Raw genomic sequence first — 13,266 nt, 5'->3', positions numbered from 1 at the left:
TTTGCAAGTGTGGATTAATTAAAGATCAGTGATCCAGTCAGGATTCGAACCTGAGACCTACTGCTTAGAAGGCAGTTGCTCTATCCAGCTGAGCTACTGGACCGATCCAAAATTTTCTATTACTAGAAATTTTGTCGGGGTGGCAGGATTCGAACCTGCGACCTCCTGCTCCCAAAGCAGGCGCGATGACCGGGCTACGCTACACCCCGAGGTGTAATTCAAAATTCAAAAAAAGCGGAGAGACAGGGACTCGAACCCTGGCATCGGTTTCCCGATGACAGATTAGCAATCTGCTCCATTACCGCTCTGGCACCTCTCCTAAACTCTTTCGAATTATCTTATTATCTACTTTAGATTTGTGATCCAGTCAGGATTCGAACCTGAGACCTACTGCTTAGAAGGCAGTTGCTCTATCCAGCTGAGCTACTGGACCAATCCAAAATTCTATTGCTAAAATTCGTCGGGGTGGCAGGATTCGAACCTGCGACCTCCTGCTCCCAAAGCAGGCGCGATGACCGGGCTACGCTACACCCCGAATTTAAGGTAGTAATAAGATTATAATTTTAATGAACTACTGCGGAGAGACAGGGACTCGAACCCTGGCATCGGTTTCCCGATGACAGATTAGCAATCTGCTCCATTACCGCTCTGGCACCTCTCCTAACTTATCTACAAATAACATACATTACTTGTTCTAAGCGGTTGCAAATATAGAACGGGATTTCAGTTTACGCAAGTCTTTTTGAAAAAAAAATTAAAAAATTTGGCTTAATTTTGGTGCTACATTAGCTAAATTACAAGTAAAAGAATGAATGTTAAAGGATTAGTGTTTTTAGGAATTTTATCAATATTTTCACTTTCGAGCTGTTCAAGTTCAAAAAATATTCCTCAAAAGGTCATAACTAAAATTATTCGCGATACAATTATCGTAAATTCGAAGACAGACCAATACGAAATGACGCGTGCTGCTAAATTAGAAGATTACAAAATTAACGCGATAAACTACCCTGCTGTTGGGCAAGATGAACGTGTTCGCTTCTTAGTTTTGCATTATACTGCTTTAAACAACGAGAAATCGATGCAAGTTTTAACGCAACAAGAAGTAAGTTCGCATTATTTAATAAATGATTTAGATGATAATGATATCCATTTATTGGTCGATGAAACGAAAAGAGCGTGGCATGCTGGTGCAAGTAAATGGAAAAATTTAGATAATTTAAATTTCACTTCCATCGGGATAGAAATTGTAAATCTTGGTTATACTACCAATAATGGTCTTATGACACATTATCCTTATCCTGAATATCAATTTAAAAAAATTGGAAGTTTAACAAAGGATATCGTAAATCGCTATAATATTTCACCTGTTAATGTTATTGCACATTCCGATATTGCTCCAGGACGTAAACACGATCCAGGACCTTTATTTCCATGGAAAAGATTATATTACGAATATGGAGTTGGTGCATGGTATGATGAAGCAGATAAGCAAATGTTTATTTCTACCGCTCCGTTTATTTTTGACGGCGAAGTTGTGATAAAAGAGTTCCAAAAAGAATTAAAAAAATACGGTTATGATATAACCGAAACTGGAATTTGGGATGATAAAACAAAGAAAACAACACAAGCTTTTCAGTATCATTTTAATCCTACAAAATACGACGGAAACTTAGATGTTGAAACTTGGGCTATTATAAAAGCTTTAAACAAAAAATATAATCCGTAAATTTGAGCTCCTACTTTTAGGAGCTTTTTTTATACAAACAACACAACAACAAAAATGTCAAGTTACATTTACATTAAAAATTATTTTCTTGAAGAGTTACAAAACCTTGTTCAAGAATATTTTAACAATAATTACACGGAAGAATCTACATTAGAGGTTAATATTCTAATGAAAAATTCTCGAACGTATTTTGTTCAATTTAATGAAGAACTAGCTATTGAAGAATTGTTAGATTGGATTAATAATATTAATTTAAATAAACCATCAACCGAGCGTAAAACGATTATAGAGGGCTATCAAACTATTAATTCTGTTGATTATAAATTCTATTTTATAAATGATGACATTTTTGCAATTAACTCTAAAAATGAAACTTATAAAATTGAAGATTTAGAAGAATTAGTTCCTATAACAATCTCGAATTCTTTATTTTCGAAAACTGAAATTCCAACAAAAAACATACATTCTATGGCTACTATCAAATTCTTTGTGCCTAAGAAAAAATGGTGGAAAATTTGGTAAATAATTAAATAACTGCTGAATGAGAAAATATATACTACTTATTTTATTTGCGTTACAATCAAGTTTTATATTTGCACAAATACAATCCAATTCATTTAAAAATGATGAATTAAATTTGAAATTAGAATTATCTAATAATCACTTTTTTTATTTTCAGAATTTAAATGGATTAATCAAAGAATATGTTCGTGGAGAATGGAAAATTGATGGTAATAAATTAATCCTAACCGAATCGTCACATAGCGAAAAAGCAGAAAATAAACACAGTATTCGAAAAGCGCCGAAATTTGATTATACTACTGCAAAACGAGAAACTATTTATACGATTTCAGGGGATAATTTAATTTTTTTCTCACAAAAAACAGAACCCGTACAAGCCAAATTTGAGTATCAGCTATTTGGTAATTTTAAATCAGAAAAATAAATCAATATGAAATTAAAAAGCTTAACTCCAATTATTTGGACAAAAGATATACAATCTACTACAACTTTTTATAAAAAGTTAGGATTCAAAATCAACGAAGAAAACGAGGATTTAGTTTGGACATGCATGCAAAATGGCGATATTGAAATCAACATTGCTAATCCGGAAGCAAATCCTGATTTTAAACAACCTCAATTCACAGGAACATTATACTTTAATGTAGAAAATGCGGATGAAGCGTGGGAAGAATTAAAACACAACAAAGTGGTTTACGAAATCGAAACGTTTGATTGGGGAATGCGCGAGTTTGCAATCGAAGATAACAACGGATACATTTTACAATTCGGTGAAGCCATCGAATTTGATTACGGAGACGAAGATTAATCCAAGATTTAAAATTAAATTCATCGTATTCTTTCTTACATTTGGAGCGAATACGATTTTTTTATGCATAAGAATTACACAGCCGATCAACGTTTTGATAAAATAGATTTCACAACTTCTCCTCTATCTTTCGGGGATTATGAACAATGTCAATTTGTTCAATGCAATTTTAACGGAGTTGATTTAAATGATTTTAATTTTATCAACTGCGAATTTATAGAGTGTAATTTGAGCTTAGCGCAAATCAACGGAACCACGTTTCAAGATGTCAGTTTTACGAATTGTAAAATGATTGGTTTTAATTTGGAAACCAGTAATAAATTTGGATTAAAAATTAAGTTTAATAATTGTATTCTGAATGATTCTTCTTTTTATGAAGTTCAACTTTCTAAATCTCATTTCAAAGATTGTACATTAGAAAATGTAGATTTCGCTTACGCTGATTTATCGCAAACTTATTTTGAAAATTGTAACTTAATGAATGCAATTTTTGATCAAACTAATATAGAGAAAGCGAATCTAACCTCATCGTATAACATTTCTATTAATCCGACACAAAACAAAGTTAAAAACGCTAAATTTTCAAAAGAAAATTGCATTGGATTATTGGACAATTTCCAAATCAAAATCGAATAATTTTCTTGTTTATAAGTCTTTTCATTTTAACGCTTTCTAGGTTTTAAAAAACAATTTTAAAAACTTAAATTGCCCGTCTATCCTCTATTTTAGCTCGTTTTAGTTAAGATTTTAATTATTAATCATTTATATGTTAGACGGTTCAAAAATTTCATCCATTTTACAACGTTCACCCAGCGTGGATTTGCTAAAAATGCGAAATAGAGAATTGATTTTGGTCTTTTTGGCTGATCAATTCGCAGAGAAACATCGCATTTTATCTTCAGAGATTATACATTCTCGTTTAACGGATTATTTGGAATATCGTCAAGTAGAAAATGACGAAGAAACAGACATTCAGGTTTTTGATTCGTACGAATTAAAAGCTAAAAAATACATTACCGATTGGACCAATCGTGGCTTTTTATCCAACTTTCAGACCGAAAATGGAGAAGTTTTTTACGAACTTTCTTCTCACACGAGTAAAACATTGGATTGGATCAACAGTTTAGACAAAGACGAATATGTCGGAACGGAATCGAAATTCAAAACCATTGTTACTCAATTGAAAGAATTAGTCGAATATTCGAACGATAACAAAGAACAACGTTTGGCAATTTTGGAAGAACGTAAAAAAGAAATTGAACACGAAATGACTCATTTACGTTTAGGTGAATCTTTAAAAGTGTACGAAGATTTTGAAATTATTCCACGAGTTAATCAAATTACCCAAGCGGCAAAGGAATTACTTTCTGACTTTAAGGAAGTAGAAGATAATTTCAAAACCATAACGAAAGAAATTTACCAACGTCATAACGAAGGAACCTTATCTAAATCAGAGATTTTAGATTTTACTTTTAATTCGTTGGATAGCTTAAAAGAAAGTCCACAAGGAAAAAGCTTTTATGCGTTCTGGAATTTCTTGTTGAATCCTTCGCTTCAAACCGAATGGGATAAATTAACGCAAGAATTGTACGCTACCCTATCGCAAAAAGAAATTGAGATTCAAGATGCTTATCTAAAAAATATGAAAAAGCATCTGCACGCGGCTGGGCAAAAAGTGTACAAAGCCAACGATAAAATGGCGGATAAACTGAGTAAAGTGATTCGTGAAACTCAAGTGTCAAATGCAAAAGCCACGAAGAAAACGATTCAGGATATCAAAAAATCATTGATTAAAATTAGTCAACAAAAAGAATCGCCGGATATTTCGTTAATGGTGGATGACGGAATTAATATCCATTTACCTTTTGACCGAAAATTAACGATGGAACAAGCCCAAGAAGTAATTTATGATGCGCGTCCAAAAGTTGCTGAATCTGATATTTCAAAATCTGAACATTTAGAAAAGATTTTCAATAAATACGCGATTGATAAACAAGTGATACGAGATCGTATCAACGAACAATTAGCGACAAATTCTGAATTAGATTTGAATCAAATCATCGAAAATTCGGGTGGTTTACAAAAAGGTTTACCCGAACTTTTTGCTTTTATCGCGTTAAGTAACGAGTACAATCACGACAAAAACGATGCAGAATTACAAGAAATTGTATTCAACAAAGCAGAACAAAAATCAATACAAATTCCTACAATTACCTTAAAGTATGAGTAATTTAGAACAACATATCAAACCCTATTCTAAAGCGATTGTAAAGCTTTTAAAACAACCGATTGAGAATCATCAATCCCTTTGGCAAGATGTTTTAAACTACCAAGTGGAAATTCAGAATTATTTGAATTTAATTGGATTAGAATTAGTGGTAAAAAAAGACGAAGGATTTGCTTATTTACGCGAATTAGAAGACCGTGAAGGAAATACAATTGGATTAGTTTCTAAACGTAAAATTGGATTCGAAGCTTCGATTATTTTGGTGGTTTTACGCCAAAGTTTAGAAGAATTCGACCAAAATCCTACGCAATTTGATGTAAGTGAAAAATTCATCACCTATCAAGAAATCAAAGAAGAAGTCGAATTATTCTTACCCGAAACATATAACAAAGTCAAACTTTTAAAAGACTTAGATCTTAACATTCGCCGAATTGTGGATTTAGGTTATTTAAAAGAAATTGATAAAAATGAGTTTGAAACCAAATATCAAATTCATCGTATCATCAAAGAAAAAGTGACGTTGGATCAATTACAAGAATTTAAAAACAAATTAGAGGAATATGTTGAATCTATTTAGTACAACATCCGAAGAATCGGGATACAGACTGCAATATATGGAAGTTTTCAACTGGGGAACTTTTACAGATCGCATTTTCCGTATTCAGCCCGAAGGGAATAATTCGTTGTTAACGGGAGCGAATGCTTCTGGGAAAAGTACGTTTATCGATGCACTTTTAACCTTGTTGGTTCCGGCAAAAAAAGACCGTTTTTACAACCAATCTTCTGGTGTCGATAAAAAAGGTGACCGTACGGAAGAAACTTATGTTTTAGGAAATTATGCCCACATTCAGCGTGAAGGTGATTTGGGTACGATGACAAAATCATTGCGAGATAAAAATACATATTCGATTATTTTAGCGCATTTTGATAACAAAGACGGAAAGAAAATCACGATTTTCCAAGTTCGATGGTTTTCGGGTGATGAATTAAAACGTACGTTTGGAATTGCGCACGTTCCTTTATTAATAGAAACCGACTTTTCTCATTTCGATCAAAAAGGAAATTGGAAAAAGACTTTAGATAAAAAATACAATTCGAATTCGACGAAAAAGAAAATCGAATTCATGGACGGTCCGATTGCTTATGGTGATCGAATCTCGGATTTATTCGGAATGAAATCTTCCAAATCATTGACGCTTTTCAACCAAGTGGTTGGAGTAAAAGTTTTAGAAGATTTAGACGAATTTATTCGTACCAATATGCTGGAAGAATGGAACGCTGAAGCCGAATTCTTACAGCTGAAAGAAAGTTTCAACACGTTGATGGAAGCGAAAATCAATATTGAAAAGGTCAAAGACCAAATCAAATATTTGGAGCCGATTAACGAACACGCCAACAAAATCATTGATTTAAACGGAAAGCTTGAAACCTTAAATCATTCCAAAGAAACTGCCGTTTATTGGTTTGCTCAAAAAGGGTTACACTTAGCGCAAGAAGAATTAACGAAAGCCAATACTACTTTCCAAGGTTTCCAGCAAGAATTGGAAAAATTAAAGGAAAAAGAAGCGTCGTTAAAAAATCAAGAAACAAATTTAACGGTTCAGATTAAGTCAGATGATATTGGGAAACAGTTGGAACAAATTAAAATTGATTTGGCTCAATTGGAAAAATCAAAAGCTGCAATTGAAGAAAAACGTCAATCGTATAATGCATTGATTCAGATTTTAGGTTTAATTGAAAATCCAACAACTGAAGAATTTAATCAAAACATCACGCGAATTGCAGAAATTAAAAATGAAAGCAATACGAATGTTGAGGTATTACACGAAGAAATTCGCCAATTAAAAAATCAAGCAGATCAAATCAAAGCGGAGATTACGCAAGCACAAGAAACGATTGATTTTTTAACGAAACATCAAAATAATATAACAGGAACAATTGCAACGGTTCGTGATGAGATTGTACAACTTACAAATGCTACACAAGCCGAAATTCCTTTTGTTGCTGAATTGATTAAAGTTAAAAATCCAACTTGGGAAACAGCAATTGAACAAATATTAAATCAATTTTCGCATCAAATTGTAGTTCCTGAAAAATATTTAACAGAGGTCGAAAAATACGTTCAATCCAATCAATTAGAAGCTTTATTACAAATTTTAGCCTACAAAGGATTTACTTCGATGGAAGGATTAAAACCTGCGGTTTCAGAAAATCATTTGGTGAATCAACTAAAATTCAAAACGGAAAGTATTTACGCGAAATGGATCAAAGAAACGATTGAAGAACAATTTAATTTTGTTTGTTCTGATGAAATCATTGCCAATGTTAATACCATTTTATCGGACGGAACGATAGTTTTTGCGAATGGAAATATCCAAAAAGATGGAAGAACTGAAACTAAACGAAAAGAAAACTTTGTTTTAGGTTGGGAAAATACTTCTAAAATTCAAGCGATTTATCAAGATTTAAAAGAGTTTGAGGCAGAATTTGAAGCGAATGAATTGTTGATTAATGAAACACAAAAGAAGATTCAATTCATTGAGAAAATCAAAGAAACGATTTCGAAAGTAGAAAATACTTATACTTCTTTCTCGATTATCGAAACCAAAGAAATCGAAGAAGAAATTGCTCAAAAACAACATTTAATTGATGTTTTAAATTCAGGTTCCAATCGTACGGAAGGTTTACAAAACGAATTAGAGAAAGTTCAGGCAACGTTGAAATTATTGTCTGAAAAAGAAATTCATAATTTAAACCGTGAAACCTTTAAAGTTGAAACACAAATTCAACAGATTCAAAAAGAAATCAAGCGTAACGAAGATATTTTAAAAGCGTTGGATGTAGTTTCAATTGAAGAATTTGAAGAAAAACACCAAGATTTATTGGCGATTGATTATTTTTCAATTAAGCTGAAACAAACGGAATTCCAGAAAGAATTAGAAACGCAAATCAAAAGTTTTGAATATTCGAAACGATTAGTGGAAGATAAAATCAAGCAAAAAATCAACGAATTTAAAAATCCAAAAGAAGATATTATCTTAAAATACAAGGATTGGCGTTCGGATGCTTCTGCTCTACCCGATTCAACTCATTTGGAATTGGTTTCTGAATATCAAGAGTTCTATCAGCGTTTAAGCGAAGATAATTTACCACGTTTTGAAACGAAATTTGAATCGTATTTACAAGAAACCATCATCAATAAAATTGGAGATTTCCGAATGTTCTTCGAGAATTGGTCAGAAAATATCCAAGAAAACATTGGTTTATTAAACGAATCGCTTGCAGAAATTGATTACAATACCAAAGAATACACAACCTTTATTCAATTGGTTGCGAATCCGCATTATGTAGCCGAGATTCAGGATTTCAAAGCATTATTGAATCGTGCGATTGCCAATGGAAATGATGCGTTGATGTTATTTGAGGAAAAACGTGACCATTTTAATGATCATATTGCGCCATTAATCAAGAAATTGAATAAAGAAGAATGGCGATCGAAAGTTATGGATGTTCGTTATTGGTTCAATTACAAAGCCGAAGAATTCCGTCGTGATACGAACAAAAAAGTGAAAACCCACGAACATATGGGAGCGCTTTCTGGTGGAGAAAAAGCCCAATTAACCTATACGATTTTAGGTTCGGCTATTGCGTATCAATTTGGGTTGATGCGAAAAGACAAAGCTAATACGTTCCGTTTTATTGCGATTGATGAGGCTTTTAAAGCGCAAGATGAAGATAAAGCGAAGTATTTATTGCGACTTTGTGAGCAATTGAACCTACAATTATTGGTGGTTACACCTGCAGATAACATCCATATTGTAGAAGATCATATTTCGTTTGTGCATTATGTAGAGCGAAAAGAAGAAAAATATTCGTGGTTATACGATATGCCAATAACGCAATATAAGGCTCAAAAAGAGTTATTTGAAATATAAACTTGATAAAATAAAGAGTTGGATAGCTATTCAGCTCTTTTTTTATGTTTGTTATTTTACAATTAGTTTATCAAAAAATCTTATTTTTACAAAACTCAACAACACTTTAAAATAACACGTAATACATGAATGCACAAAATCTAATTAACAATTATAGCAATTTAATAAATAGCTATAGTAAAGCCTCTACTACTAATAAAATACAAATTAAAAATCAATTATTAAGTATTTTTAATGAAGCAAATCACGTAGATTTTAATAATCTAAATGTTTCTATTAAAGGTTATTTCTATTTATTTTTAGGATTGGATGTAAATAATAAATTACATGCCATCTTAGTACACAATTCCACTACTCCAGATATTACCCAAATCGACAAATATTCGCCAATTGTATTAGAATTTAAATCTAATAAGTTTGTAGTAAATGAATTATTAAAAACAAAATTAACTGCTGATAATACTGAAATTACATTTGACGAATACAAGAAACGTGTTAAGAAATGGGAAAACCAAAAGGAAAGTTGGTTACAAGATGCTTTGGACAGAAATATTATGATTCAGTATTTTATAATAGATCAAGCAAATTTAAAAAACAACATGAATAATTATACAGTTTTTGGACTTTTCGAAAATTCAACTGCTCAAAAAGGACAAAGTATAACTATTGATATGATTACAGCAAATGATGCTTACATGGATCGTGTAAGACCTGTTCCACCATTTAGACCATAAAATTGAATACAGATTTTATTTATCATACCATTGATGCCTTTAGCTATATCACTCCGATAATTTTAATTATTGGCATCTTTGTTTATTTTAAAAATAAATCTTACAAAACAAGTTTTAAATTGTTTATCATATTTTTGGGTTTAAGTTTAATGAATGATTTGATGAGCCGGGTTGTATCTCATCTTATTCAAAACAACTTATTATTCATCAATACATACAATATTATTGAGGTCGTCTGTCTGTTTGCCATCATAAAAGCAAATAGTATAAAATTCAATCAATATATAAAATATTTACTACTGCCAATATTGTTATATAATTTTTATGAATTGATTTTTACAGACTATATTGATTATACAAATTATCAAAATTACTCTAATAGTATTAATTGTATTTTTTTACTTATTATCTGTTTTTCACAACTTGTAAAACATATCAAATCAGAAAAATATGGTATAACATATCAACTATACATATTTTTAATTATCTATCTTACTTTCAGCACTTTTCTTAATCTACCAATGAATTTTTTTGTTACCTATAGTAATGATATTATATATGTTATATGGTTAACAAACATCATTAATGTAAGTGCATTTTACTCTTATATTGTTTATTTATTATGGAAAAATGGCAAGACCCAAACGTCATCATCTTATGGATTGTTATAACACTAATACTCTTAGTTGTATTGATATTATTTATCAGTTATTTAATTAAGATTAGTTATAAAAAAGATATAGAAAAACGTGAATTGGTTTTTAATGAAAAATTAAAATCTGAACGCGAGATGAAAAAGGCAATTATTACGACACAAGAAAATGAGCGTAAAGTAATTGCTTCTGAATTGCATGACCAAATTAGTAACAAACTAAATTTAGTTGTGCTAAAATTAAATGCTTTAGATGCCAACTCATTCAATAATGAAATTGCAGTTATAAAGGATGACATCAAAACTTTAATCAAAAAGAACAGAGATATTACGCACTATTTATTCCCTGTTGAGATTGACAATTTAGGTTTATTTCTTTGTATCAAAGAATTGTGTTATTCGAGTAAAGATTTTTCTATTGATTTATATGCAGAAGAAAATATTGATTTCGGAACTAAATTAGTTGAACATCAACTTTATCGCGTTATACAAGAATTCATCACAAACTCTATCAAATATTCAGGAGGGAATCAAATCAACATTCATATTAAAAAGATAAAAGATAATGTAACTATTCTTCTTTCTGATAATGGTGTTGGAATTGATTTAGACAATATCAATAAAGGATTAGGAATAAATAACACAGAAACAAGACTTAGTGCAATTAATGCAATATTTAAATATAAATCAAGCAAAAATAAAGGCACGCGTTTAATCATCAAATTATGTCCGGGAAAATAAGAATAGGAATTTTAGACGATGAAATGTTATTAGTTGAAGCATTTAGCAATTTGATTTCAACTAATGAGAATTTTGAAGTTTGTATTAAAAATACAAATCCAGTTAAATATCTTGAAGAGCTTGAACAATTAGAGCAATTACCTGATGTAATGCTTTTAGATTTGAACATGGAACCAATGAATGGTTTAGAAGTTTTAGATCAATTTCATCAAAAAAACATAGATATTAAAGTTTTAGTATTATCATCTTTATACAATCCTTCGATGTATGGTTACATGATCAAGTATGGAATATCTGGATTTTTACCAAAATATACTGACAAAGAAGAATTATTTGAAGCCATTGAGAAAATACATAAAGACCGTTTTTACTTTAACGAAGGAAATCAAAAGTTAATTAACGATTTCGTACAACAGAAAAATAAAAACACAAATCCATGGAATATGATTTCTCTAAGCGAAAGAGAAATTGAAATTTTAATCTTAATTTGTAAAGAACATTCGACCAAAGAAATTGCTGATATACTTTTTATAAGTACTAAAACTGTTGAAGCACATCGATCGAAAATTATGGAAAAGATTGGTTGTAAAAACGTTGTGGGGATGGTTACTTACGCAATTTTAAACGGAATTTATGTTTTAACATAAATTATAAAAATAAGATAGAATATTTGAATAGGGGTTTTCCCTATTTTTTTTTTGGTTGTTTTCCCTACTATTATATAAAGTAAGATAGTATAATTTTACATCAGTTAAGAAAAGAAAAACTATAACTAACTAACTAACTAACTAACTAACTAACTAACTAACTAACTAACTAACTAACTAACTTAAACCTAAAAAAAGCTTATAAGATTTAATTTACTTCCAGAGTAAATATTGAGAGTATAAGAATTAACCTCCCTTATACTTCTTCTAACCTAACTAACAAACTAAAACACAAAAAACCACTCTATTAAGTGGTTTTTTGTCTTTTATACCTTTAGTTTTTATTTCTTCAATGCAGAATCAATCTTTGCTTTCAAATCTTTGAAATGCTGTGGTGCTTTAGCATCTTTTTCTAAAGCTGTGTTAATCCATTCTTGAGCTTTCTTTAAATCTAAATTATTTAAAAAGTAATAATTTGCTGCTCCATAAAAATCGCGTGCAGAAGAATCAGCCTTTAAACCTTTTGAAATATTTTCTTGTGCAATTTTCTTAGTAGGCGCTTCAACTTTTACATTTACTTTTACATTGTCCCAAGTAATAACTAAATCTCCTTGATTAACATTTACATTATCAAAATTGATTGTAAAAGTTTCAACCTTATTCGTTAAAGTTTGAACAGGAACATTTACTTTTAAAGCAATTTGAGATTCATCCCATTGTTTTGGATTACCCCAATTTTCTGTCGTTTTGTAAAAAATAATATCCCAATTTGTTTTTCCTGGAATAGTATACAAAGAGTATTTACCTTTAGCTAATTGCTTACCTCCTACCAAAACATCTGTAGAAAAATCAATTGTTGTATTATTGTTTGCTCCAGTACGCCAAACTTCTCCGTAAGGTACAAGTCCACCAAAAGCAGCACGATTATTCAAATTCGGACGGAAATAATCAATTTCAATATCCGTATAACCAATTGTTTGTTCTACCTCAGCTTTCGAACTTGCTTGTGGAAATTGAATTTGTGCATACGAAAAACCTGCTACTAATAATGCTAAAATTGTTGTTTTAAATTTCATTTATTTTCTTTTTTCTTTTTTATTAATCCTGTCTTTTTATCAAATCCATAAGGACAATGCTTGCATCCACTTTTACAGCAATATCCTCGTCTTTTAAGGTATTGCTCGGTAAAAATTTTAAACCCTTCTGGCGATAAATAGTAATCACCTTCCTGAAACCTACTCACATTTTTTACTTTATTTTTCTAATTTACAAAT

At 30.8% G+C, this 13,266-nt stretch carries 13 protein-coding genes and 6 tRNA genes; 11 read left to right on the top strand and 8 right to left on the bottom strand.

All coding sequences use genetic code 11. From position 1 onward, the window contains the following. Window positions 1-29 precede the first annotated feature (29 nt). The 6 genes from J9309_RS10360 to J9309_RS10335 all read right to left on the bottom strand — a co-directional run bounded on the left by J9309_RS10360 (window position 30) and on the right by J9309_RS10335 (window position 661). Window positions 30-103, bottom strand: a tRNA-Arg gene (locus J9309_RS10360). A 31-nt stretch (window positions 104-134) separates the two neighbouring features. Next, window positions 135-209 (bottom strand) — tRNA-Pro (locus J9309_RS10355). A 26-nt stretch (window positions 210-235) separates the two neighbouring features. Next, window positions 236-319 (bottom strand) — tRNA-Ser (locus tag J9309_RS10350). 40 nt (window positions 320-359) lie between these two features. Further along, window positions 360-433, bottom strand: a tRNA-Arg gene (locus J9309_RS10345). Between the two features lie 27 nt (window positions 434-460). Next, a tRNA-Pro gene (locus tag J9309_RS10340) sits at window positions 461-535 on the bottom strand. A gap of 42 nt (window positions 536-577) precedes the next feature. After that, window positions 578-661 (bottom strand) — tRNA-Ser (locus J9309_RS10335). A gap of 147 nt (window positions 662-808) precedes the next feature. Here J9309_RS10335 and J9309_RS10330 point away from each other — a divergent pair. From J9309_RS10330 to J9309_RS10280, 11 genes are all read left to right on the top strand, one after another. Beyond that, window positions 809-1,726, top strand: a complete 918-nt coding sequence (locus J9309_RS10330; protein WP_230475805.1) for an N-acetylmuramoyl-L-alanine amidase — start codon at window positions 809-811, stop codon at window positions 1,724-1,726. A 54-nt stretch (window positions 1,727-1,780) separates the two neighbouring features. Then, window positions 1,781-2,248 carry a hypothetical protein gene (locus J9309_RS10325; RefSeq protein WP_230475804.1) on the top strand — a complete coding sequence of 156 codons (468 nt, stop codon included), beginning with the start codon at window positions 1,781-1,783 and terminating at the stop codon, window positions 2,246-2,248. A gap of 19 nt (window positions 2,249-2,267) precedes the next feature. Then, a complete protein-coding gene (locus J9309_RS10320) occupies window positions 2,268-2,672 on the top strand; it encodes a hypothetical protein (protein WP_230475803.1) in 405 nt (134 codons plus the stop codon). Between the two features lie 6 nt (window positions 2,673-2,678). Continuing rightward, complete coding sequence (locus tag J9309_RS10315) at window positions 2,679-3,056, top strand: VOC family protein (protein WP_230475802.1); 378 nt, start codon at window positions 2,679-2,681, stop codon at window positions 3,054-3,056. Window positions 3,057-3,119: 63 nt separating this feature from the next. After that, complete coding sequence (locus J9309_RS10310; RefSeq protein WP_230475801.1) at window positions 3,120-3,692, top strand: pentapeptide repeat-containing protein; 573 nt, start codon at window positions 3,120-3,122, stop codon at window positions 3,690-3,692. A gap of 130 nt (window positions 3,693-3,822) precedes the next feature. Then, on the top strand, window positions 3,823-5,286 hold the full coding sequence (locus J9309_RS10305; protein ID WP_262897266.1) for a DUF3375 domain-containing protein: 1,464 nt from the start codon (window positions 3,823-3,825) through the stop codon (window positions 5,284-5,286). Continuing rightward, window positions 5,279-5,860, top strand: coding sequence for a DUF4194 domain-containing protein (locus tag J9309_RS10300; RefSeq protein ID WP_230475799.1), 582 nt, complete (start codon window positions 5,279-5,281; stop codon window positions 5,858-5,860). The genes J9309_RS10305 and J9309_RS10300 overlap by 8 nt, the downstream gene beginning before the upstream one ends. Beyond that, complete coding sequence (locus J9309_RS10295; protein WP_230475798.1) at window positions 5,844-9,218, top strand: ATP-binding protein; 3,375 nt, start codon at window positions 5,844-5,846, stop codon at window positions 9,216-9,218. The genes J9309_RS10300 and J9309_RS10295 overlap by 17 nt, the downstream gene beginning before the upstream one ends. A 125-nt stretch (window positions 9,219-9,343) precedes the next feature. Continuing rightward, on the top strand, window positions 9,344-9,952 hold the full coding sequence (locus tag J9309_RS10290; RefSeq protein ID WP_230475797.1) for a hypothetical protein: 609 nt from the start codon (window positions 9,344-9,346) through the stop codon (window positions 9,950-9,952). Window positions 9,953-10,574: 622 nt separating this feature from the next. Beyond that, window positions 10,575-11,345, top strand: a complete 771-nt coding sequence (locus J9309_RS10285) for a sensor histidine kinase (RefSeq protein WP_230475796.1) — start codon at window positions 10,575-10,577, stop codon at window positions 11,343-11,345. Then, on the top strand, window positions 11,330-11,992 hold the full coding sequence (locus J9309_RS10280; protein WP_230475795.1) for a response regulator transcription factor: 663 nt from the start codon (window positions 11,330-11,332) through the stop codon (window positions 11,990-11,992). Before J9309_RS10285 ends, J9309_RS10280 begins: the two co-directional genes overlap by 16 nt. Before the next feature lie 341 nt (window positions 11,993-12,333). Here J9309_RS10280 and J9309_RS10275 read toward each other — a convergent pair whose 3' ends face one another. Together J9309_RS10275 and J9309_RS10270 are read right to left on the bottom strand one after the other, a co-directional pair. After that, window positions 12,334-13,068: a DUF2911 domain-containing protein gene (locus J9309_RS10275; protein ID WP_230475794.1), complete on the bottom strand. Its 735-nt coding sequence runs from the start codon at window positions 13,066-13,068 to the stop codon at window positions 12,334-12,336. After that, window positions 13,065-13,235 carry a DUF5522 domain-containing protein gene (locus J9309_RS10270; RefSeq protein WP_230475793.1) on the bottom strand — a complete coding sequence of 57 codons (171 nt, stop codon included), beginning with the start codon at window positions 13,233-13,235 and terminating at the stop codon, window positions 13,065-13,067. Before J9309_RS10270 ends, J9309_RS10275 begins: the two co-directional genes overlap by 4 nt. Between the last annotated feature and the right edge of the window lie 31 nt (window positions 13,236-13,266).

The organism is Faecalibacter bovis, assembly GCF_017948305.1.
In the GTDB taxonomy this organism is placed as follows: Bacteria; Bacteroidota; Bacteroidia; order Flavobacteriales; family Weeksellaceae; genus Empedobacter; species Empedobacter bovis.
The sequence above is the reverse complement of the archived record's forward strand: the minus strand, read 5'-3'. Positions and strand labels throughout refer to the sequence as shown.

Bases quoted from the DNA above. Each gene is read 5' to 3' on its own strand.
- J9309_RS10330 (WP_230475805.1), top strand. From the start codon at position 809: ATGAATGTTAAAGGATTAGTGTTTTTAGGAATTTTATCAATATTTTCA.
- J9309_RS10325 (WP_230475804.1), top strand. From the start codon at position 1,781: ATGTCAAGTTACATTTACATTAAAAATTATTTTCTTGAAGAGTTACAA.
- J9309_RS10320 (WP_230475803.1), top strand. From the start codon at position 2,268: ATGAGAAAATATATACTACTTATTTTATTTGCGTTACAATCAAGTTTT.
- J9309_RS10315 (WP_230475802.1), top strand. From the start codon at position 2,679: ATGAAATTAAAAAGCTTAACTCCAATTATTTGGACAAAAGATATACAA.
- J9309_RS10310 (WP_230475801.1), top strand. From the start codon at position 3,120: ATGCATAAGAATTACACAGCCGATCAACGTTTTGATAAAATAGATTTC.
- J9309_RS10305 (WP_262897266.1), top strand. From the start codon at position 3,823: ATGTTAGACGGTTCAAAAATTTCATCCATTTTACAACGTTCACCCAGC.
- J9309_RS10300 (WP_230475799.1), top strand. From the start codon at position 5,279: ATGAGTAATTTAGAACAACATATCAAACCCTATTCTAAAGCGATTGTA.
- J9309_RS10295 (WP_230475798.1), top strand. From the start codon at position 5,844: ATGTTGAATCTATTTAGTACAACATCCGAAGAATCGGGATACAGACTG.
- J9309_RS10290 (WP_230475797.1), top strand. From the start codon at position 9,344: ATGAATGCACAAAATCTAATTAACAATTATAGCAATTTAATAAATAGC.
- J9309_RS10285 (WP_230475796.1), top strand. From the start codon at position 10,575: ATGGAAAAATGGCAAGACCCAAACGTCATCATCTTATGGATTGTTATA.
- J9309_RS10280 (WP_230475795.1), top strand. From the start codon at position 11,330: ATGTCCGGGAAAATAAGAATAGGAATTTTAGACGATGAAATGTTATTA.
- J9309_RS10275 (WP_230475794.1), bottom strand. From the start codon at position 13,068: ATGAAATTTAAAACAACAATTTTAGCATTATTAGTAGCAGGTTTTTCG.